This window comes from Variovorax sp. R-27 (assembly GCF_049913215.1).
Classification (GTDB): domain Bacteria; phylum Pseudomonadota; class Gammaproteobacteria; order Burkholderiales; family Burkholderiaceae_C; genus Variovorax.
The window spans coordinates 4,992,234-5,014,309 of the sequence record NZ_CP183984.1 but is presented as its reverse complement, the minus strand read 5'-3'; the positions used below and the strand labels follow the sequence as shown (position 1 = coordinate 5,014,309).

Annotated in this window: 16 protein-coding genes; 10 read left to right on the top strand and 6 right to left on the bottom strand. The window is 67.7% G+C overall.

Going from position 1 to position 22,076, the window contains the following annotated elements:
- Positions 1–3: 3 nt before the first annotated feature.
- The 6 genes from ACN9MV_RS23505 to ACN9MV_RS23480 form a co-directional block, all read right to left on the bottom strand.
- Positions 4–1,086: a TRAP transporter substrate-binding protein gene (locus ACN9MV_RS23505; RefSeq protein WP_426389721.1), complete on the bottom strand. Its 1,083-nt coding sequence runs from the start codon at positions 1,084–1,086 to the stop codon at positions 4–6.
- Positions 1,087–1,134: 48 nt separating this feature from the next.
- Positions 1,135–2,376 carry an alpha-hydroxy acid oxidase gene (locus ACN9MV_RS23500; protein WP_426389720.1) on the bottom strand — a complete coding sequence of 414 codons (1,242 nt, stop codon included), beginning with the start codon at positions 2,374–2,376 and terminating at the stop codon, positions 1,135–1,137.
- A gap of 17 nt (positions 2,377–2,393) precedes the next feature.
- On the bottom strand, positions 2,394–4,010 hold the full coding sequence (locus ACN9MV_RS23495) for an indolepyruvate oxidoreductase subunit beta family protein (protein WP_426389718.1): 1,617 nt from the start codon (positions 4,008–4,010) through the stop codon (positions 2,394–2,396).
- A gap of 11 nt (positions 4,011–4,021) precedes the next feature.
- Positions 4,022–6,181, bottom strand: coding sequence for an indolepyruvate ferredoxin oxidoreductase subunit alpha (locus tag ACN9MV_RS23490; RefSeq protein ID WP_093081391.1), 2,160 nt, complete (start codon positions 6,179–6,181; stop codon positions 4,022–4,024).
- 93 nt (positions 6,182–6,274) lie between these two features.
- Positions 6,275–6,886, bottom strand: a complete 612-nt coding sequence (locus ACN9MV_RS23485) for a c-type cytochrome (protein ID WP_177192877.1) — start codon at positions 6,884–6,886, stop codon at positions 6,275–6,277.
- A 29-nt stretch (positions 6,887–6,915) separates the two neighbouring features.
- On the bottom strand, positions 6,916–8,130 hold the full coding sequence (locus tag ACN9MV_RS23480; RefSeq protein WP_426389716.1) for a PQQ-dependent sugar dehydrogenase: 1,215 nt from the start codon (positions 8,128–8,130) through the stop codon (positions 6,916–6,918).
- Positions 8,131–8,252: 122 nt separating this feature from the next.
- On the opposite strand from ACN9MV_RS23480, the gene ACN9MV_RS23475 reads away from it, so the two are divergent.
- From ACN9MV_RS23475 to ACN9MV_RS23430, 10 genes are all read left to right on the top strand, one after another.
- The gene (locus ACN9MV_RS23475) at positions 8,253–9,158 is read left to right on the top strand and encodes a LysR family transcriptional regulator (protein ID WP_371127583.1); all 906 of its coding nucleotides are present in this window, start codon (positions 8,253–8,255) and stop codon (positions 9,156–9,158) included.
- Between the two features lie 121 nt (positions 9,159–9,279).
- Positions 9,280–10,059 carry a sulfite exporter TauE/SafE family protein gene (locus ACN9MV_RS23470; protein WP_093058845.1) on the top strand — a complete coding sequence of 260 codons (780 nt, stop codon included), beginning with the start codon at positions 9,280–9,282 and terminating at the stop codon, positions 10,057–10,059.
- Positions 10,060–10,245: 186 nt separating this feature from the next.
- Entirely contained in the window at positions 10,246–11,880 is a 1,635-nt protein-coding gene (gene xdhA / locus ACN9MV_RS23465; RefSeq protein WP_426389714.1) for a xanthine dehydrogenase small subunit, read from the top strand.
- Between the two features lie 2 nt (positions 11,881–11,882).
- Complete coding sequence (xdhB, locus tag ACN9MV_RS23460) at positions 11,883–14,351, top strand: xanthine dehydrogenase molybdopterin binding subunit (RefSeq protein ID WP_426389713.1); 2,469 nt, start codon at positions 11,883–11,885, stop codon at positions 14,349–14,351.
- 103 nt (positions 14,352–14,454) lie between these two features.
- Positions 14,455–15,456, top strand: coding sequence for a LysR family transcriptional regulator (locus ACN9MV_RS23455; RefSeq protein ID WP_426389711.1), 1,002 nt, complete (start codon positions 14,455–14,457; stop codon positions 15,454–15,456).
- A 76-nt stretch (positions 15,457–15,532) separates the two neighbouring features.
- Complete coding sequence (locus tag ACN9MV_RS23450; protein ID WP_426389710.1) at positions 15,533–16,933, top strand: NCS2 family permease; 1,401 nt, start codon at positions 15,533–15,535, stop codon at positions 16,931–16,933.
- Between the two features lie 115 nt (positions 16,934–17,048).
- A complete protein-coding gene (locus tag ACN9MV_RS23445) occupies positions 17,049–18,581 on the top strand; it encodes an ABC transporter ATP-binding protein (protein WP_426389709.1) in 1,533 nt (510 codons plus the stop codon).
- Complete coding sequence (locus ACN9MV_RS23440; protein WP_093058839.1) at positions 18,574–19,719, top strand: ABC transporter permease; 1,146 nt, start codon at positions 18,574–18,576, stop codon at positions 19,717–19,719. Before ACN9MV_RS23445 ends, ACN9MV_RS23440 begins: the two co-directional genes overlap by 8 nt.
- Positions 19,720–19,721: 2 nt before the next feature.
- Positions 19,722–20,642, top strand: a complete 921-nt coding sequence (locus tag ACN9MV_RS23435; RefSeq protein WP_097198506.1) for an ABC transporter permease — start codon at positions 19,722–19,724, stop codon at positions 20,640–20,642.
- Between the two features lie 46 nt (positions 20,643–20,688).
- On the top strand, positions 20,689–21,861 hold the full coding sequence (locus ACN9MV_RS23430; RefSeq protein WP_093058837.1) for a BMP family ABC transporter substrate-binding protein: 1,173 nt from the start codon (positions 20,689–20,691) through the stop codon (positions 21,859–21,861).
- Positions 21,862–22,076: the final 215 nt, after the last annotated feature.

The following is a 22,076-nucleotide window of genomic DNA, read 5'->3' as shown; positions in this document are numbered from 1 at the left end:
CGCTCAGAGCGCCGATTTGTATTTGACGAGGCTGGCCTTCAGTGCATCCATGATGGCCTTCGGGTCTTCACCCACCTTCTTCACGCTCTCGGCCCACTGCGCCTCCGAAGGCGCTGCCGCCTTGCGCCATGCATCGAGCTGCTCGGGCGTGAGCTTGTAGATCTCATGCCCCGACAGCGCCGCCATCTTGGCGTGCCCCGCAAACTCGAAGTCGGCCCACGGGCCGGCCACCTTCTGCGCCCATTCGCTGGTGCAGTGATCGTCGATCACCTTCTTCTGCGCGGTGGACATGGCGTCGTACTTGCCCTTGTTCATCACCCACACGAAGGGCGTGACGTAGAGCGGTGCGTCCATGTGGTACTTCACCACCTTGTCGATGCCGAACAGGCCGATCGATCCCCACGGGAAGGTGATGGCGTCGGCCACGCCGCGCTCCAGCATGTCGCGCGACTCGGGCGCCGATGCCTGCACGTTGGTGCCGCCCAGCGACGTGATGAGCTGGCCCACGGTGCTGGTGGCCGGGCGCACCTTCATGCCCTTGACGTCGGTGGGCACGGTGATCTTCTTGCGCGAGTGGAAGGTGCCCGGGTCATGCACGAACGCGAAGCAGTACTTCACGTCCTTCATTTCCTTGGCCGCGTAGTTGCGATACCAGGCGTCGATGGCAGCCGAGCCCTCCTTGCCGTTGGCGAACAGGAAGGGCAGCGACGCGCCCGCCATCACCGGGAAGCGCCCCGGTTGGTAGCCGGGGTTCACGTACGAGAAGTCGGCGATGCCGTCGCGCGCCATGTCGTAGTGGTCGAAGGCCTTGCCGAGCTGCTCCGACGGAAACAGGATGGCGGTGATGGTGCCGCCCGATTCCTTCTTGATGTCGTCGGCCCAGGCCTGCAGCGCGGGGTTGAGCGGGTGCTGCGCGGGCACCCAGCTCGACAGCTTGAGCTGCACGGGCTTGTCCTGCGCCTGCACGGCGGGCGAGCCCGCGACGAGCGCGGCGCAGGCTGCGAGCAGGGCAAGGGGCTGGATGCGGCGAGCGACGCGTTGCGGGCGTGGTTTGCCGAGGCGGCGGGGGCGGTGCGTGGTTTGCATGGTCTCCTTCGTTATGGGTAGCGTGTGAAATCGTCGAGTCCGGTGAGCCTAGGCAGGCGCGCGTGCGGGGTAAATGGAGGGTTTCCCGCGCGTGCTTTCCGGAGTTCGTTGTGTGGAGCCGTTCTGTTCGTCGAGCGAACGCGGTGTGGGCCGGTCGACATGGCGCGGCCCGAGCTCGCGTGCATGCGCGGCGCCGAGCAGCGTCATCGTGCGTTCGGTCTCCTGCGCGAGCAGTTGCAGCACCGACAGCGCGCCTCGCTCGCCGTCGCAGGCCAGTCCGTAGACGGGTGCGCGGCCGACGAGGACCGCACGCGCGCCCAGTGCGAGCGCCTTCACGACATCGCTCCCGCGCCGGATGCCTCCATCCATGAGCACGGGGATACGCCCGCCGACCGCATCGGCGATGGCGGGCAGCGCCGCAATGCTGGCCGGTGCCGCATCGAGCTGGCGTCCGCCGTGGTTCGAGACCACGATGCCGTCCGCGCCATGCCGCACCGCGCGCCGCGCGTCTTCCGCGCCGAGCAGGCCCTTGACGAGCAGCGGGCCGTCCCAGAGCTTGCGCAGCCACGCGAGGCTTTCCCATGTCAGCGTGCGGTCCATGGTGCGCGAGAGCAGCGCGGCCTGCGTCTGCGCTGAGACCGGTGCGTCGTCGTCATCTGGCAGCAGATTCGCGAACTGCGGCATGCCACCGCGCGCCAGGCGCAGCAGCCATGCGGGGTGCCGCGCCATGTCGAACACCGTGCCGGGCGTGAGGCGCATCGGCACGCGAAAGCCGTGCCGCAGGTCGCGTTCGCGCAAGCCGCCGACGGGCACATCCACCGTGAGTACCAGCGCCTCGAAGTTGGCTGCGCGCGCGCGGCGCACGATGCGCTCGGCGATGGCGCGCTCGCCCATCACATAGAGTTGCATCCATAGCGTGGCGTCGGGGGCGGCAGTGCGCACGTCCTCGATGCGGGTGTTCGATGCGGTCGAGAGAATGAAGGGCACGCGAGCGGCCTGCGCGGCGCTGGCCAGCAGGGCATCGGCGCGCGGGCGCACAAGGCCGGCCAGTCCGATGGGCGCGACCGCGAAAGGCGCGCGCCAGCGTCGGTCGAAGAGTTCGATGCCGATGTCCATCGCGTGCGTGTCGCGCAGGCACTCCGGAATCAGCGGCAATGCTTCGAGCGCATCGCGGTTGCGCCGCAGGCAGCGTTCGTCTTCCGCGCCGCCGTCGACATAGTCGAACACCAGTCGCGGCAGCACGCGCCGTGCGCGGCGGCGGTAGTCCTCGACGTTGAGCAGCTGCGTCATCGTGGGCGCCTTCCGTCTCAGGCGCCGCCGGTCGGCTTGCGCTTCATCCAGCGGATGGGCTGGGCCTTGATGGGGCGTGCGGGCGCGCCATGCTCGACCAGTGCGGCATCGAGCGCCTTGCCCGCGTCGTCGGCCAGTGCGGCCGTGCGCGCGGCGGCCACGGCTAGCGCGCGCTCGGCCGGCGCCACGCCGGACTGTGCGGCGAGCTGGTCGGTCACGTGCAGCAGGTTGTCCTTGCCGCGTTCGTTGGTGCTGCCGTAGCCCTTGATGAGCCGCCCGCACAGCGCGAGTTCGTGGCCCAGCGCCCAGGCTTCGCGCGTGCCGGCTTCCACGGCGGCGAGCCAGCGTTCGATGAGCGCCTGTTCCTCGGCGAAGCGGCTGCCGCGGCGGCGCAGCCAGCGCAGCGAGGCCAGCAGCCGCAGCGAGGCCATGCCGAACACCGAATGACTGCCCACCTTCAGCGGCAGCGCCCACGGCGCGAGGCCGCGCGCCTGCCGGCCCCGGTCCCATGCCGTCACGCGGCGCGAGAGCGAAGGAGGCAGCAGCGCCGCGAACTCGGCGGCACCTGGCTTGAAGTGGTCGTAGACCTTCACGATGTCTTCATCGCCGGCCCGCACCTCCTGCCGCACCCGCTGTGCGCGGCTCGCGCGGCCCTTGAGCGCGGCCACGCGCACGATGTCGTCGAAGGCCATCCACAGCGCGAGCCAGCGCGCGGCCTCGCGGGTGATGGCAAAGCCATGTGCTCCGGCCGGATCGGCGGCGCGCTCTGCGTCCAGCACGCGGCTCAGGCGTTCGGTGTAGAGCGCGGCGTAGGCGGCGTCCTGGTAGTCGAGCACGCGGGCGTGGCCGAGCGTGAGCATGTCGTGCACGGCCGGCGGAAAGCGCCGCGCGAGGTCGGCGGGCAGGGCGCTGGCTGGCGGTGGTGCGTCGCTCGTGTCTCCGGCCAGCACGCTGCTGACGAAGGCGGCCTGTGCGCGCGGGGCGCTCACCGCGTCGAAGGCTGCCGCGAAGCCCCGCAGGCTGGCGGCGGCCATCTTGCCGAGCTTGTCCGGCGCGCTCGTGTCGCCGCCGCGCACAACGTGCTCGTAGGCCTCGCGTGGGAACGGAAACAGCCCGCTGCCCGCGATGGCGCCGAGCATCACCGCGCTGACCACCGTGCCGCTGTCGCGCGCGATGGCGTTCATGTCGAACACATGATGCTCGCGGCTGAAGGCCTTCACCACGTCGAGAAGTCGTTGCGCGTCGGCGCGGCCGTCGCCGGGCTCCATGCGCTCGGCCGTCGTGAAGATGCGTGCCGACGAACTGATGACCAGCGTGCGCAGCGGCGCGCTCATGCCGTTGCCGATCTGCCGCGCGGTTTCCAGCAGCTCCGACGAGACGATCGCGTCGAGCGCGCCCGGCACCGGGCTCAGGCTGAACACGGGGCGCTTGCCGCTGAGCTGCGCGAGCGGCACAGGGAACACTTCGAGGTAGTAGGTGGTGGCGCCCGTGCGCTGCGCCACGCCGGGAATCGACGTGCTCTGCGCCGCGTAGCCGGCGTGGCGTGCGATGTCGACCAGCCATTCGGTCAGCACGCCGCCGCCTTCGCCGCCGAGGGCGCAAACGAGCAGGGTGAGGGGGCGGTTCTGTTCCATGCCTTCGCTCCTCACGCCGGTTGCAATGCGCGAACTACCGCACCGCGCAGCCCGTGCAGCAGTCGCTCATGCCACTTCGGGTTCTGCACCACCTCGGCGCGGTAGAAGCTCGGGCACAGCGTGGCCGCATGCGCATTCGCGCCGCACAGCCCGCAGCCCACGCAGCCGTCGATCACGGTGGCAACTGGGTCCACCTTCAGCGGATCGGGGTTGTCCTTGAGCGTGAGCGTCGGGCAGCCCGACAGGCGGATGCAGGCGTGGTCGCCGTTGCACACGTCCTCGTCGACGCCGTACTTCACGCGCACCACGCGCTCGCCCTTCTTCAGCAACCCGGCAATCCACGGCTTGATGCGGCGCTGGCGCTCCAGCTGGCATTCGCCCTCGGCGATCACCACCTTCAGGCCGTTGAAATCGCTGGTGAGCGCCTCGGTCAGCGTCTTGCGCATGCGCTCCACGTCGTAGGTGGTGACGGTGCGCATCCACTTCACGCCCAGGCCCTTGAGCGTGTCTTCTATGGTCTGGTTCTTGTCGACCAGGCTCTGCTGCTTGTCGACGGCGCGCTCCTTGATCTCGTCGTCGGGCGTCGAGATGATGTCCTGCGTGCCGGTGGCCGAGGTGTAGCCGTTCTTGAAGATCAGCAGCACCGCGTCGTCGCCGTTGAACAGCGCGCTCTGCACGCCCGTGAGCAGGCCGTTGTGCCAGAAGCCGCCGTCGCCCATGATCGACAGTGTGCGGCGGTTCATCATCGGCGCCACGCCCGCGCGGCTCGCCAGGCTCATGCCGTAGCCCAGGATGGAGTGGCCCATCGAGAAGGGCTCGAAGGTGCCGAAGGCGTGGCAGCCGATGTCGGCCGCGATGTGCACCGGCCCTGTTTCCTGCTGCGCGAGCTTCAACGCCGAGAACACAGGCCGCTCGGGGCAGCCGATGCAGAAGCTCGGCGGCCGGTTGGGCAGCGGCGCGCTCAGGCTGCGCGCAACGGCTTCGCGGCGCTCGCGGTTGCCGGCCAACCAGGCCTGCGCAGAAGACGAGGCTTCGCTTGCCTCGATGTACTTCGCGGCAAAGGCTCCGATGCCGCCCGACAGCACCTCGACGCCGTACTCGCCCGCCGACGGCAGCATGTCCTTGCCGTGCAGCGGCGTCTGGATGTCGCGCCGGCGCAGCAGCGTGGCAATGTCCTGCTCGATGTACTCGGGCTGGCCTTCTTCCACCACAAGCACCGCGCGCTTGCCTACGCAGAAGTCGGCGACCTGTTCAGGTACCAGCGGGTAGGTGACGTTGAGCACGAGGATCGGTATGTCCGTCTCGCCGAAGGCATCGGCCAGCCCCTGCTGTTGCAGGCTGCGGATCAGCGCGTTGTAGAGCCCGCCCTGCACCACGATGCCAAGGTCGGCGTGGCGCTGGCCCGGTATCAGCTCGTTGAGGCCGTGCTCGACGATGTAGCGCCGCGCTGCCGGAATGCGCTCGTCGCCCTTGAGCTTCTCGTGCCGGAAGGTGACGGGTGGATGCGCGAGCCGCATGTAGTCGAAGCCCGCCGGCTCCGTCATCAGCGCGCGGGTCGAAATGGCGGGCGCCATGTTGTCCTTGCATTCGAAGCTGCCGCGCACGTGGCAGGTGCGGATGCGCAGCTCCATCAGGCAGGGCATGTTCGAGCTTTCGGAGAGGCGGAAGCCTTCTTCCACCATGCGCACCATCACGCCGAGGTCGGGCCGCGGGTCGAGCAGGCACATGCTCGACTTGAGCGCGTAGGCATGCGTGCGCTCCTGGATCACGCTGGCGCCTTCGCCGTAGTCCTCGCCCACCACGATCAGCACGCCGCCGGTCACGCCCGGCGAGGACAGGTTCGACAGCGCATCGGCCGCCACGTTGGTGCCGACGATGGACTTCCACGTGACCGCGCCGCGCAGCGGGTAGTGAATGGACGCGCCGAGCATTGCCGCGGCCGAGGCCTCGTTGGAGCAGGCCTCCACGTGCACGCCCAGCTCGTCCATGTAGGCCTTGCCCTGGACCATCACGTCGAGCAGGTGCGACACCGGCGCGCCCTGGTAGCCGCCGACGTAGGCCACGCCCGATTGCAGCAGGCCCTTGGTGATCGCGAGGATGCCCTCGCCGTGAAAGGTGTCGCCTGCGCCGAGGCGCAGCATTTCCACTTCCTTGCTGAATGAGACTTCCAAGAGATTCGGCTCCGATGTTCGTTGGGGGGAGGGTTCGGGGTGCGCAGTGCCGGCACCGTGCATCCGCCGGTGCTGCATGCCGGAAGAGGGCGTTTATTTGGGAGGCGGCTTGGGCGCCGCGCCGGGAAAGCGCGCCACGTAGTAGGCGAGGGTGTCCAGGTCTTCCGGCGGAACGCGGCCCACCGCTTCGCCCATGGCCTGCGTGTAGCCCGGGCGCTTGCCGGTGCGGAAGCCTTGCAGGGACAGTTGCAGATAGTCCTCGTGCTGCTGTGCGATGCGCGGCACCTGCTGGCCGCCGCTCAGGTCGGCGCCGTGGCAGAGCAGGCAGCGATGTTCCTGCGCCAGCGCCTGGCCGCGCGCCATGCGCGCCGCGTCGGCCGGCGCGGCAGGCGGCGGGGGCGGCACCGCGGGCAGGGTGGCGATGAAGTCCGAGAAGCCGCGCAGGTCCTCGTCCTTCATGGTCTTGGCCACCGCCGTCATCGCGGGGTTGTCGCGCCGGCCTTCACGGAAGAGATACAGCTGCGTGATCGCGTAGAACGAATGCTGCCCCGCGAGCACCGGCGTGCCTGCCATGTCGCTGCGACCGTTGGCGCCGTGGCATGAGGCGCAGAGCTCGGCGTAGCGCTGGGCGTAGCCGCCCTTTGCCGCCTGCGTGCCCTGTGCACCGGCCGACGATGCTGCGGCCGCCATGATCATTGCCGCCATCGCGTGTCGAAAGAGAAGGCCCGCTGGTGTCATCGGCCGCCGTAGCTGATGCGGTAGATAGCGCCGGCGTGGTCGTCGCTCACGAGCATCGAGCCGTCCTTCAGCACCAGGAAGTCCACTGGCCGGCCGAGGTAGGTGTTGTTCTCGACGAAGCCGGTCATGAAGGGCTCGACCTTCGCGCCGCCCTTGCCGTCGGGCCAGGCGACCGCGATGTCGGCGTACTTGGCGGTGCGGTTCCACGGGCCGTGGCGTGCGATGAACATGGCGCCGCGGTACTTGGCCGGGAACATCTTTCCCTTGTAGAAGGTGAGGCCCAGCGCGGCGGCGTGCGGGCCGAGCAGCGCGGCGGGCTTCACATAGTCGTTGCAGCTCTTGCCCCAGCCGAATTCGGAGTCGGCGATGTTGCCCTGGTGGCAGTACGGGTAGCCGAAGTGCTGGTCGGGCCTGGTCACCACGTTCAGCTCGTCGTTCGGCAGGTCTTCGCTGAGCCAGTCGCGGCCGTTGTCGGTGAACCAGAGGTTGCCGGTCTTGGGATCGAAGTCGAAGCCCACCGTGTTGCGCACGCCGCGCGCCACGGTCTCGATGCCGCTGCCGTCGGGGTTCATGCGGAAGATGCGCGCGTGCGCGTCGTCGGGCTCGCACAGGTTGCAGGGCGCGCCGACCGCGTAGTAGAGCTTGTCGTCGTGCATGCGCAGGTAGCGCCAGCTGTGGTCCTGCCCGCCGGGCAGCTTGTCGTTGAGCACCACGGGCGTGCCGGGGTTGTCCAGCTTGTCCTCGATGCCGTCGTAGCGAACGATCTGCTTGTGGGTCGCGAGGTAGAGCGCTCCTTTGTAGAACTCGATGCCGGTGGCGAACTCGGTCTTGTCGATGATGGTCCTGGGCTTGCGGTCGCCCTTCTCGGGGATCGCGTAGACCTTGTTGCCCACGAAGAGCGTGCTCACGAACACCGTGCCCTTGGCGCCCTGGCGCAGCTCGCGCGCGTCGAGCACGCCCGAGGCCCAGGTCTCGACCTTGAAGCCGGGCGGCAGCTTGAACTTGGCCGTGGGCAACTGGTCGGCCACGGTCGGAATCGGGAAGGAGGGCACCGGCGCCATGCGCGTGGCGGCTTCGTTCTTCGGCCTGCCCTTGGCCCAGCCCGGCTCTTCGGTGGGCGGCTGCTGGGCCCATGCGGTAACGGCTGCGCAGAGAAGGGCGGCGAGCGCCGCATGCGCGCGGAACGCGCCGAATGCACGAATCGGGGCCATGTCTTGTCTCCTTCTTGTCGTGGGGCTGTCCGGTCGCGGGGGCGATCCGGACAGCGCCCGCCAGTGTGCGTGGCGCTGCTGCAGCGTTCAATAAAATAATCGAGCTAAGTAATATGAATGGCATGCATATGGAAACGCTCGACCTCAACCTGCTGCGGCTGTTCGACGCGGTCTACCGCGAGCGCAACGTGAGCCGTGCCGCCGAATCGCTGGGCCTCACGCAGCCGGCAGCCAGCCACGGCCTGGGCCGCCTGCGGCTGCTGCTTGCCGATGCGCTCTTCACCCGCGCCCCCGGCGGCGTGGCGCCAACGCCGCGCGCCGACCGGCTGGCGGTGGCCGTGCAGGCGGCGCTGAGCGTGCTGGAAGAAGCGCTGCACGAGTCCGACCACTTCGAGCCGCTGGTGTCGCGCAAGACCTTCCGCATTCACATGAGCGATATCGGCGAGGGGCGCTTCCTGCCGGCGCTGATGGCGCGGCTGCGAGAGTTGTCGCCCGGGGTGAGGGTCGAGACCATGCCGCTGGCGCCGGGCGACATCGCCACCGGCCTCGACGGCGGCAAGGTCGATTTCGCCTTCGGCTTCCTGCCGCGCGTGAAGGACACCCAGAGCACCCAGCTGCTGAAGGACCGCTACATCGTGCTGTTGCGCAAGGACCATCCCTTTGTGAAGCGGCGGCGTAGCGGGCAGGCGTTGCTCGAAGCCTTGCAAGAGCTCGAGTACGTGGCGGTGCGCACGCATGCGGACACGCTGCGCATCCTGCAACTGCTGAACCTCGAAGACCGGCTGCGGCTGACTACCGAGCACTTCATGGTGCTGCCGGCGATCGTGCGTGCTACCGATCTGGCGGTGGTGATGCCTCGCAACATTGCGCGCGGCTTTGCGCAGGAGGGGGGCTACGCCATCGTCGAGCCGCCGTTTCCGCTGCGCGACTTCACGGTGTCGCTGCACTGGAGCAAGCGCTTCGAGGCCGATCCGGGGAACCGGTGGCTCAGGCAGGTCATCGTCGAGCTCTTCTCGGAGAAGCCGTGAATTCGTGAGTTGGCGCGCGGTTATTCTTGGGTGGCCGCCGCCTCTGCGCCTCCCGTTGCCCTGATTGCTTTCGAATGTTCGTTTTGCTTCCCCTTTCCCCCGCACTCTGAAGACGCAGCCGGTGCAAGAAGTTCTTTCCCAGGCCGGCCCCGTGCTGGTCTTCATGGCCTGCGTGGCGCTCGCCACCTATGCGCAGAACCTGACCGGTTTTGCATTCAGCCTCATCCTGCTCGGGCTGGTGTCGGTGTTCCATATCGCCAGCGTGAGCGACACCGCCAACGCCGCCACGGTGCTGAGCCTGATCAATGCGTGGACGTATTTCCGCGCCCGGCCCGGCGTGGTGCCCTGGCAGCTGATGAAGCCGGCGCTCAATGGCAGCACGGTAGGCGTGATCGTGGGCCTGATGCTGCTCACATGGCTCAGTGGCGGGGCGGTCAACTGGCTGCGCGGGCTGCTGGGCGTGTCGATCCTGGGCTGCGCCGTGCTTCTGGTGCTGCAGGGCAAGCCGCTGCCGGTGGTGTCGGGGCGCACGAGCTTTGCCGTCATCGGCGGGTTGTCGGGCGTGCTGGGCGGGCTGTTCTCGAGTTCGGGGCCGCCCATCGTCTTCCATATGTACCGCCAGCCGCTGGACCGCGAGCTGGTGCGCCGCGCGCTGCTGCTGATGTTCGCGTTCAACTCGCTCGTGCGGCTGGTGATCGTGGTGCCGACAGGGCATTTCTCGTGGCATGCGGCGCTGCTCGCCGGGTGCGCGATGCCTGTGGTCTACGGGGTGACGCGTGTGCACCACCGGTTGCCGAACAAGCTGCGGCCGCGTACGCTGAAGTGGCTGGTCGGCGGCTTGCTCGCGGCGGCGGGCTCGACGCTGATCGCCTCCGCGTGGGTGGCCATCGCGCACGGCTGACCACCGCCCGGGCCACGGCACCGCCCGGTGTGTGGCCCGGTAATTGCAGCGCATGCGCAAGGGTTTCCCCGTACGTGGCATACCGACCCCCACATACGCGTTATGGGCCCCTCCGTATGCACGACGCCGAACAAGCCGCTAACGTCCATGACTGACCCACGACGGGTCCCCCACGAGCCCAAAAGCATGAGCACCGACAGCAGCAGTAGCAGCCAGATTCACCCGATCCGCTTTTTCCATCGCGGAAAGATCGTCGACGTCACCGGCGTCCACCCGACCCGTTCCGTGCTCGACTGGCTGCGCGAGGACGCCCGCTGCACCGGCACCAAGGAAGGCTGCAACGAAGGCGACTGCGGCGCCTGCACCGTCGTCATCGGCGAACTCGCAACCGACCCGAACGCCCCCAGCGCCGTTGGCGGCCTGAACCTGCAGACGGTCAACGCCTGCATCCAGTTTCTTCCCACGCTGCACGGCAAGGCCCTGTTCACGGTCGAAGACCTCAAGGCGCAGACCCAGTGCCAGGCCAAGGCACAGGACAGCAACATCGCCAAGAAGCACCCCGTGCACACGCTGCACCCGGTCCAGCAGGCCATGGTCGACTGCCACGGCTCCCAGTGCGGCTTCTGCACGCCCGGCTTCGTGATGTCGCTGTGGGCCACCTACGAGCACCACCAGGCCGAAGGCACGCAGCCCACCCGCCAGCAGCTGGCCGACGACCTCTCCGGCAACCTGTGCCGCTGCACCGGCTACCGGCCGATCCTCGATGCCGGCCAGCGCATGTTCGACCTGCCTTCGGTTCGCCTCGACACCCAGCCCGTGGTCGCAGCGCTCACCGCCCTGCAGAACGACGGCCTGGACCTGAACTACGCCGCCCCGCTCGGCGCCCGCATCGACCACTTCCACGCCCCCAAGACCCTGGCCCAGCTTGCCGCGCTGCGCGAACAGAAGCCACGCGCCCAGCTGCTGGCCGGTTCGACCGACGTCGGCCTCTGGGTCAACAAGCAGTTCCGCGACCTGGGCGACATCATCTACGTGGGCGACGTGGCCGAAATGAAGACGATCGAAGACCGCCCGAACAATGCAGGTGGCGAGCTCTACATCGGCGCGGGCGCCTCGCTCGAATCCGCCTTCGCCGCACTGGTCGAGCGCGTGCCCAGCCTGGCCGAGGTGTGGCTGCGCTTCGCCTCGCCGCCGATCCGCCACGCAGGCACCATGGGCGGTAACGTGGCCAACGGTTCGCCCATCGGCGATTCGCCGCCGGTGCTGATGGCGCTCGACGCACAGATCGAACTGCGCCGCGGCGATGTGGTGCGCCGCATGCCGCTGCCCGAGTTCTATCTGGACTACATGAAGAACCAGCTGCAGCCCGGCGAATTCGTCCAGGGGCTGGCCGTTCCGCATGCCGCGCTGCGCCGCCAGATTCGCGCCTACAAGATCAGCAAGCGCTTCGACTGCGACATCTCGGCGCTGTGCGCGGGCTTCGCCATCGAGCTCGAAGCCGGCAGCGACACGGTGAAAGCCGTGCGCCTGGCCTTCGGCGGCATGGCCGCTACCGTCAAGCGCGCCGCGAATGCCGAGGCTGCTTTGCTCGGCAAGCCGTGGACGCAGGCCAGCGTTGCCACCGCCAGGCTCGCGCTGGCGCAAGACTTCAAACCGCTGTCGGACATGCGCGCATCGGCCGACTACCGGCTGCAGGTGGCGCAGAACCTCATTCAGCGCCTCTGGCTCGAAACCCGCGCCGAAGACGCCCTGTCGCTGGAAGAAACCAGCGTCTGGAGCGTGATGCCCCACGCGACCCCGGCCACTGCCGCAGGAGTCTGACCATGAACAAGCCCATCGACGCCCGCCTGCTGCAGCCCTCCGAGGCCTTTGCCGACTACCTGACCAACACCGCCGCCCGCATCGACGTGGGCGCTGAAGCGCTGGCGCACGAGCGCGGCATGCGCGTGGGCATCAGTCGGCCTCACGAATCGGCGCACCTGCACGTGGCCGGTGAAGCGACTTACATCGACGACATTCCCGAACTCACCGGCACGCTGCATTGCGCGCTGGGCCTGTCGCCGGCCGCCAATGGCCGCGTCACGGCGCTGTCGCTCGACGCCATTCGCGCCATGCCGGGTGTGGTCGCGGTCATCACGGCCGACGATATTCCGGGCACCAACGACTGCGGCTCGATCATTCACGACGACCCGATCCTGCTGCCTGTGAACGACGGCGGCGAGATCCGCTACCTCGGCCAGCCGGTGTTCGCCGTGATCGCCGAAACCCGCGCCGACGCGCGCCGCGCCGCCGCGAAGGCCAAGGACGCGCTGACCATCGAGGCCCAGCCGCCCGTGCTCACGCCGCAGGCCGCGCACGAACGCGGCCAGTACGTGGTGCCGCCGATGCACATCGTGCGCAGCGGCGGTGCCGCCAACGAAGGCGACGAGGCCGCAGTGCGCACCGCCATCGCCAACGCGCCGCATCGCCACAAGGCCACGCTCGACGTGGGCGGGCAGGAACAGTTCTATCTCGAAGGCCAGATCAGCTACGCCATTCCGAAGGAAGGCGGCGCGCTGCACATCCATTGCTCCACGCAGCACCCGAGCGAGATGCAGCACCTGGTGGCGCATGCGATGCACCTGCAGTCGAACGAAGTGCATGTGGAATGCCGGCGCATGGGCGGCGGCTTTGGCGGCAAGGAGTCGCAGTCGGCACTGTTCGCCTGCGTGGCGGCCATCGCGGCGCGGCAGCTGCAGCGCCCCGTGAAGCTGCGGCTCGACCGCGACGACGACTTCATGGTCACGGGCCGGCGTCACTGTTTCTGGTACGAATACGAAGTCGGCTACGACGACGAAGGCCGCATCCTCGGCGCAGAGATCACGATGGTCTCGCGCGCCGGCCACTCGGCCGACCTGTCGGGCCCGGTGATGACGCGTGCGCTGTGCCACTTCGACAACGCCTACTGGCTGCCCAACGTGACCATGCACGGCTTCTCGGGCAAGACGAACACGCAGAGCAACACGGCCTTCCGCGGCTTCGGCGGTCCGCAGGGCGCGATTGCCATCGAGAACATCATGGACTCGGTGGCGCGCGAATTGAAGCGCGACCCGCTCGACGTGCGGCGCGTCAACTTCTACGGCAAGGCGGAGAACAACGTCACGCCGTATCGCCAGACCGTCACCGACAACATCGTCCACGAACTCGTGGCTGAGCTGGAAGCCAGCAGCGACTACCGCGCGCGGCGCGAAGACATCGCGGCCTTCAACAAGAAGAGCACGGTGCTCAAGCGCGGCCTGGCACTGGCACCGCTGAAGTTCGGCATCTCGTTCAACGTGAAGCACTTCAACCAGGCCGGCGCGCTGGTGCACGTGTACACCGACGGCTCGATCCTCGTGAACCACGGCGGAACCGAGATGGGGCAGGGCCTCAACACCAAGGTGGCGCAGGTGGTGGCGCACGAGCTGGGCGTGAGCTTCGAGCGCGTGCGCGTCACGGCGACCGACACGACCAAGGTGGCCAACACCTCGGCCACTGCCGCGTCGACCGGCGCCGACCTGAATGGCAAGGCCGCGCAGGACGCAGCCCGCCAGATTCGCGAGCGCCTGGCCGAGAGCGCGTCCGAGCGCCATGGTGGCAAGGCCAGTGAAGTGCGCTTTGCCAACGACAAGGTCGAGGTCAACGGCCGCACGCTGGCTTTCAGCACCGTGGTGGGCGAGGCGTATCTCGACCGCAAGCAGCTGTGGTCCGACGGCTTCTACGCCACGCCCGGCCTGAGCTGGGACAAGGACAAGATGCAGGGCCGCCCGTTCTACTACTACGCCTACGGCGCGGCGGTGAGCGAGGTGATCGTCGACACGCTCACCGGCGAGTGGAAGCTGCTGCGCGCCGACATCCTGCACGACGCGGGCAAGTCGCTGAATCCGGCGGTGGACATCGGCCAGGTCGAAGGTGCCTTCATCCAGGGCATGGGCTGGCTCACCACTGAAGAGCTGGTGTGGCACCCGCAAAGCGGCAAGCTAACCACGCACGCGCCCAGCACCTACAAGATTCCGACCGCCAACGACTGCCCGCCCGTGTTCAACGTGCGTTTGTTCGAAGGCCAGAATTTCGAAGACTCCATTCACCGCAGCAAGGCCGTGGGAGAACCGCCGCTGCTGCTGCCGTTCTCGGTGTTCTTCGCGATCCGCGATGCGGTGTCGGCGGCCGGTGGGCACAGGGTCGATCCGCCGCTGAAGGCGCCGGCCACCAGCGAGTCGATCCTCCGAGCCATCACCGCCGTGCAGGCGGTGGAACCCGCATCGGCCGAATGACAGCGGGCCGTGCTCGCACGGTCCGAGCTTCACTTCCACACCCGGTTTCGCCAAATGCTGCGCTGTATAACTGTTCGCACAGACAAGAAAGGTGTGAACAGCCATGAGAGACCAGGCGCTTTTCGACAAGATCGATCTTCATTTGATCCGGGTGCTTCACACTGTGCTGACCGACCGCAGCGTCTCGCGCGCAGCCATCCGCCTGGGCATGTACCAGCCGGCCGTCTCGGCCGCGCTGAAGCGCCTGCGCGAGCTGTCGGGCGATCCGCTCCTGGTGCGCTCGGGCTCGGGCATGGTGCCCACCGATGCGGGGCTGCGCATGATCGAGCCGGCTGCGAGCATTCTTCGCGCGGCCGAGATGCTGTTCTCGGATGCGCGGGGCTTCGAGCCGCAGTCGGCGGCCACCACCTTCCGCATCGCGGCCAGCGACTACATGGACCCGCTGTTCCTGCCCATGCTGGTGGCGCAGGTCAAGCGCGACGCGCCGCTGTGCCAGATCGAGATCCACGCGCTCTCGCCCGACTCGGACTACCACGGCCACCTGGCACTCGGCCAGGTCGATCTGGTGATCGGCAACTGGCTCAAGCCACCGGAAGACCTGCACATGGCGCGGCTCTTCGGCGACGAGGTGGTGTCGCTGGTCAACAAGGACCATCCGGCGGTGCGCCGCGGCTGGGACCTGGAGACATGGCTTGCGGCCGAGCACATCGCGCCCACGCCCATGCACCCGGGCGGGCGCGGCATCATCGACCAGATGCTCGACGAGCTGGGTCGGCAGCGCAACATCACGGCGCGCTGCGCGCACTTCAGCCTCATTCCGGACATGGTGGCTTCGAGCCTGCTGGTGCTGACCACCGGGCGCCAGTACTGCGAGCGTTTTGCGTCGCGGCTGCCGCTGAAGATTCTCGATTGCCCCGTGGCGCTGCCGCGCCTCATGTACTACCAGCTCTGGCACGAACGCACCCATTCGTCGAGCTCTGCGCGCTGGTTGCGCGAATGCATCAAGGACGTGGCGGCTTCGCTGCGGCCTCCGGCTTCCGCCATACCCGGTGTATCTGGCGTTGCGGCGCGCCCGCCTGCCGCCCCTGAAACCCCGGATCCCTGAGAAAACCCCGTTCGCGCCGGCGTCGTGAGCGGGGGAACGATGAAAACCGCCACTACAACAGCTGGAGACAAGCGAAATGAGTACGTTGGAACAGGCGCCGAAAGGCGCCGAGCCCCGCATCCCGGGGCATGTCGAGTCCGCGCGTCCGCGTGCGGCTGTGGGCAGCGCAAGCGGCTCGGGCCTGCTTGAACGCCTGTTCAAGCTCAGTGCGCACAACACCACCGTGCGCACCGAGGTCATCGCGGGGCTCACCACCTTCCTGACGATGGCCTACATCATCTTCGTGAACCCGTCGATCCTCGGGGACGCGGGCATGCCGAAGGGCGCGGTCTTCGTCGCCACCTGCCTGATTGCCGCGCTGGGCACGCTCATCATGGGCCTGTACGCCAACTACCCGATTGCCATGGCGCCGGGCATGGGCCTGAACGCCTACTTCGCCTACGTGGTGGTGCTGGGCATGGGCTACACGTGGCAGGTTGCGCTGGGCGCGGTGTTCATCTCGGGCTGCCTGTTCCTGATCGTCACGGTCACGGGGTTGCGGGAGCTGTTCATACAGGGCATACCGCAGTCGTTGCGAACTGCGATCACCGTGGGCATCGGGATGTTCCTGGCGCTCATCGCGCTGAAGAGCGCCGGCGTGGTGGCAGCATCGCCCGCCACTTTCGTCACGCTGGGCGACCTGCACTCGGCGCCGGTGGTGCTGGCGACGCTGGGCTTTCTCATCATCGTGGCGCTCGACAAGCTCAAGGTGCGCGGCGCGATCCTGATCGGCATCGTCACGGTGACGGTGCTGTCGTTCTTCTTCGGCGGCAACAAGTTCCATGGTGTGTTCGATGCGCCGCCGTCCATCGCGCCCACCTTCATGCAGCTCGACATCCTGGGCGCGCTCAAGGGCGGCATCCTGAACGTGGTGCTGGTGTTCTTCCTGGTCGAGATGTTCGACGCCACCGGCACGCTGATGGGCGTGGCCAAGCGCGCCGGCCTGCTGGTGCCGGGCAAGATGGAGCGCATGAACAAGGCGCTGCTGGCCGACAGCGGCGCGATCTTCGCCGGCTCGCTGCTCGGCACCTCGAGCACCACGGCTTATGTGGAAAGCGCTGCGGGCGTGCAGGCGGGTGGGCGCACCGGCCTCACGGCCGTGGTGGTGGCGCTGCTGTTCCTGGCCTGCCTGATGATCTCGCCGCTAGCGGGCTCGGTGCCGGCCTATGCCACCGCGCCGGCGCTGCTCTTCGTGGGCTGCCTGATGCTGCGCGACCTGGTCGAGCTCGACTGGGAAGACACCACCGAGGTGATCCCCGCCGCGGTGACCGCGCTGACGATGCCCTTCACCTACTCGATCGCCAACGGCCTGGCCTTCGGCTTCATCACGTACGCCGTGCTGAAGCTCTGCACCGGCCGGGCACGGGAAGTGCATGCGATGGTCTGGGTCATCGCCGCCGTGTTCCTGTTCAAGTTCGCCTATATCGGCGGACACTGATGCAATGAACTGAGCGAAGCGCCGTCGGGCGCCGATGGTCGCGGGAGCACGCTATTAAACTGATAGCTGTTCCCGCTTTGTTGCAGTTGAACGAGACAAATCCACGAAACCCGGCATGACAACCCCCAGACTCCAGCTCGCGAACATCACCAAGCGGTATCCCGCGGTGGTGGCGAACAGCGACATCTCCCTGGCCGTGCAGCCCGGCGAAATCCACGCCGTGCTCGGCGAGAACGGCGCCGGCAAGTCGACCCTGATGAAGATCATCTACGGGTCGGTCAAGCCCGACGAGGGCACCGTGATGTTCGACGGCCACGTCGTCAACCTGCGCAACCCGCAGCAGGCGAGGGCACTGGGCATCAGCATGGTGTTCCAGCACTTCAGCCTGTTCGACACGCTCACCGTGGCCGAGAACGTCTGGCTGGGGCTCGACAAGTCGCTGCAACTGGCCGAGGTTGCGCGCAGCATCACCGCCAAGGCGAGCGAGTACGGGCTCGACATCGACCCCTCGCGCCCGGTGCACACGCTGTCGGTGGGCGAGATGCAGCGGGTGGAGATCATCCGCGCGCTGCTCACCAACCCCAAGCTGCTGATCCTCGATGAGCCGACCTCGGTGCTCACGCCGCAGGCGGTCATCAAGCTCTTCCATGTGCTGAACAAGCTGGCCTCCGAGGGCTGCAGCATCCTCTACATCAGCCACAAGCTGCACGAGATCCAGGAGCTGTGCAGCGCCTGCACCGTGCTGCGCGGCGGCAAGGTGACGGGGGTGTGCAATCCGCAGAACGAGAGCACGCAGTCGCTGTCGCGGCTGATGATCGGCAGCGAGCCGCCGCCGTTGCAGCACCGGCCGGTGCATGCGGGCGCAGTGGCGCTGCGCGTCGACGGGCTGTCGCTGGCGCGCGAAGACCAGTTCGGCATGGACCTCGAGGGCATCTCGTTCGAGGTTCGCGCTGGCGAGGTCGTCGGTATTGCGGGCGTCTCGGGCAACGGCCAGCGCGAACTGCTCTACACGCTCTCGGGCGAGGACGTGCGCGCCGAGGCTTCGATGGTCCGGGTGTTCGACAAGCCGGCCGGCCGGCTGCGCCCGCGCTCGCGTCGTGCGCTCGGCCTGCACTTCGTGCCCGAAGAGCGGCTGGGCCGCGGCGCGGTGCCCACGCTGGGGCTCGCGCACAACCTGCTGCTGACGCGCAGCGACGCAGTGGGCCGGGGCGGGTGGATCCGCACCGGCGCGCTCGAGCGCCAGGCCAAGGCCATCATCGAGCGCTTCAAGGTCAAGGCCGGCGGGCCGCGCGCAGCGGCGCGTTCGCTCTCGGGCGGCAATCTGCAGAAGTTCATCGTCGGGCGCGAGATCGACGCCAACCCGAAGCTCTTCATCGTCTCGCAGCCGACCTGGGGCGTGGACGTGGGCGCGGCTGCGCTCATCCATGCGGAGATCCTTGCGCTGCGCGACGCCGGCTGTGCCGTGCTGGTCATCAGCGAGGAGCTCGACGAGCTGTTCAACATCTGCGACCGGCTGCACGTGATCGCCAAGGGGCGGCTGTCGCCCTCCATCGACCGCGCGGCTGCCACGCTGCCGCAGATCGGCGAATGGATGAGCGGGCTGTGGCAAGCCAGCGCCGGCCAGAAGGCGGAGGCCGCCCATGCTTAAGCTCGAACCCCGCCCGGAGCTGTCGCGCTTCTGGAGCTATGCCTCACCGATCCTGGCGCTGCTGATTACCGTGCTGATCGGCGTGGCGCTGTTCGCCGCGCTCGGCAAGGACCCGGTCAAGGGCCTGCTGGTGTTCTTCTATGAACCCATCAAGAGCGGCTACGCCATCGGCGAGCTGATGGTGAAGGCGACACCGCTGCTCATCATCGCGCTCGGGCTGGCCGTGTGCTTCCGCTCGAACGTGTGGAACATCGGCGCCGAAGGGCAGTTCGTGTTCGGTGCCATCGCGGCGGGCGGCGTGGCGCTGCTGGCCGACAAGACCACGGGGCAGTGGATCGTGGTGGCCATTTTGCTGGCCGGCATCCTTGGCGGCATGGTGTGGGCGGGCATCGTCGCGTTCCTGCGCGACAAGTACAACGCCAACGAAATCCTGGTGAGCCTGATGCTGGTCTACGTGGCCACGCTGTTGCTGGGCTACATGGTCTATGGGCCATGGAAAGACCCGAACGGCTACAACTTCCCGCAGACCAAGACTTTCGAGGCAGTCACGCAGATTCCGCGCTTGTTCAAGGGCTCGCGCGTGAGCATCGGACTGGTCATCGCGCTGGTGGGCGCGGGGGCGCTGTGGGTGTTTCTGTTCCGCACGCGGGCGGGCTTCGCGCAGCAGGTCGGCGGGCTGGCACCGGCGGCCTCGCGTTATGCGGGCTTCTCGGCGCGGCGCGCGGTGTGGATTGCGCTGCTGACTTCGGGCGGCGCGGCCGGCCTGGCTGGTGCGCTCGAAGTGGCAGGGCCGCTCGGCCAGCTCACACCCTATGTGCCGGCGGGCTACGGCTTCGCGGCCATCATCGTGGCCTTCGTCGGGCGGTTGCATCCGGTGGGCATGATCTTCTCGGCCATCCTGATGAGCATGTTCTATATCGGCGGTGAGCTTGCGCAGTCGCGGCTGGGCCTGCCCAAGTCGCTGACCGGTGTGTTCCAGGGGCTGCTGCTGTTCACGCTGCTGGCTTGCGACACGCTCATCGCGTACCGCATCCGGCGCAAGGCGGCCGCGAAGGCCGCCACCATGACCACTGCCTCGCTGCAGGCCAGCACGCCCATTACTGCACCCGTCGCGCGTGCCACCGAAGGGAGCCACTGAACATGGAAAGCTACGCACTCCTGCTCGGCTCCACGCTGAGCGCGGGCACCGTGCTCGCCATCGCGGCGCTGGGCCTGCTCATCAACGAGAAGGCCGGCATCGTCAACCTCGGCGCCGAGGGAATGATGCTGTGCGCAGCAATCGCCGGCTTTGCCACGGTCGTCACCACGCACAACCCCTGGCTCGGCTTTCTGGCCGGCATGGCGGCGGGCGCCTTGCTCGCAGCCTTCTTCGGCGTACTGGTGATCTGGCTCAACACCAACCAGTACGCAACGGGCCTGGCGCTGAGCCTGTTCGGCGTCGGCTTCTCTGCCTTTGCCGGCATCAACTTCGTGCAGGCCAAGCTGCCGGAAAGCACGTCGTACGCGATCCCCATGTTGAGCGACATTCCGCTCGTTGGCCCCGCATTGTTCCGCCATCACCCGATGGTGTATTTCGCGGTGGTGCTGACCCTGGCGTTGATCTGGTTCCTGTACCGCACGCGTGCCGGCCTGGTGCTGCGCTCGGTCGGCGAATCGCCCGAGTCGGCGCATGCGCTGGGCTATCCGGTGCGGCGCATCCGCTTCATGGCGGTGATTGCGGGCGGCTCGCTGTGCGGGCTCGCGGGCGCGTATCTGTCGACCGTGTATACGCCGCTGTGGGTCGAGGGCATGGTGGCCGGCCGCGGCTGGATCGCGCTGGCGCTCACCACCTTCGCCACCTGGCGGCCGGTTCGCGTGCTGCTGGGTGCGTACCTTTTCGGCGGCGTGTCGATGCTGGGCTTTCATTTGCAGAGCAGCGGCGTCGACGTGCCCTCGCAGTTCCTCAGCATGCTGCAGTACATCGCGCCCATCGTGGTGCTGGCGCTGATCTCGCGCAACCCGGCCTTCATCCGCGCCAACATGCCGGCTTCCATCGGGAAACCGTTCTACCCCGGCTCATAATCGCGTTTCGTTTTCCGCCAACCTGTCCTTTTGAGGATTTCCGACAATGAATGATCTGAACAAGCGCTCCCTGCTCAAGCTGGCCGCTCTCACTGCGGTCGCTTCGGCGGCCCTGATCGGCTGCGGCAAGAAAGAAGAAGCGGCAGCACCGGCCGCGGCGCCCGCGCCGGCCCCGGCACCCGCCGCAGCAGCTCCGGCTCCGGCAGCGCCGCTGAACATCGCATTCGCCTACGTCGGACCGGTGGGCGACGGCGGCTGGACCTTCGCGCACGACAACGCCCGCAAGGCGCTCGAGAAGGAATTCGGCGACAAGATCAAGACCACCTTCGTCGAAAGCGTGCCCGAGGGCGCCGACGCAGAGCGCGTGTTCCGCGACATGGTCGGCCAGGGCAACAAGCTGATCTTCGGCACCACCTTCGGCTACATGGAGCCCATGCTCAAGGTCGCGGCCGACAGCAAGGAAGTGAAGTTCGAGCACGCCACCGGCTACAAGACCTCGGACAACATGCGCACCTACGACAGCCGCACGTACGAGGGCGCGTACATGGCCGGCGTCATTGCCGGCGCCATGACCAAGAGCAACACGCTGGGCGTGGTCGGCTCGGTACCGATTCCCGAAGTGCTGCGCAACATCAACAGCTTCACGCTGGGCGCGCAGTCGGTCAACCCGAAGATCACGACCAAGGTCGTGTGGGTGAACGAGTGGTTCAGCCCGCCCAAGGAAACCGAAGCCGCAACCGCCCTCATCAACGGCGGCGCCGACGTGCTGTTCCAGAACACCGACTCGCCGGCCGTGCTCAAGACCGCACAGGAAAAGGGCAAGCGCGCCTTCGGCTGGGATTCGGACATGACCGCCTACGGTCCCAAGGCCCACCTGGCCTCGGCCACCATCAACTGGGCCCCGTACTACATCAAGGCCACCCAGGAAGCGCTGGACGGCAAGTGGGCCACCGGCCAGAGCTGGTGGGGCGTGAAGGAAGGCGCCATCGACCTCGTGTCGATCGCCGAAGACGTGCCGGCCGAAACCAAGGCCAAGGTCGAGGCCGTGAAGAAGGGCCTGAAGGACGGCAGCTTCGTGATCTGGAAGGGCCCGATCCTCGGCCAGGACGGCAAGGAAGTGGTCGCCAAGGACGCCGTGGCCGACGACAAGTTCCTGTCGGGCGTGAACTTCTACGTCAAGGGCGTCGAAGGCAAGGTGCCGGGCGGCGACAAGAAATAAGCTCGCCCCCAGGCTTCGCGCACTTCGTGTCGCTACGCCAACCCCCTACCGGGGGCGACACCTGAGGCCCGGCGGAGCCGGTTCCTCGGTGTCCGCGAATCGGCCACGTTCGCGAGCGAGGGCGCTTATACATTCAAAAGTTCTAACCTCCCGCGCGTTGCGCGGGTTTTCTTTTTTGGGGCGACCCAGTTGAAAAGTCCTCGCGTCCGCTACAG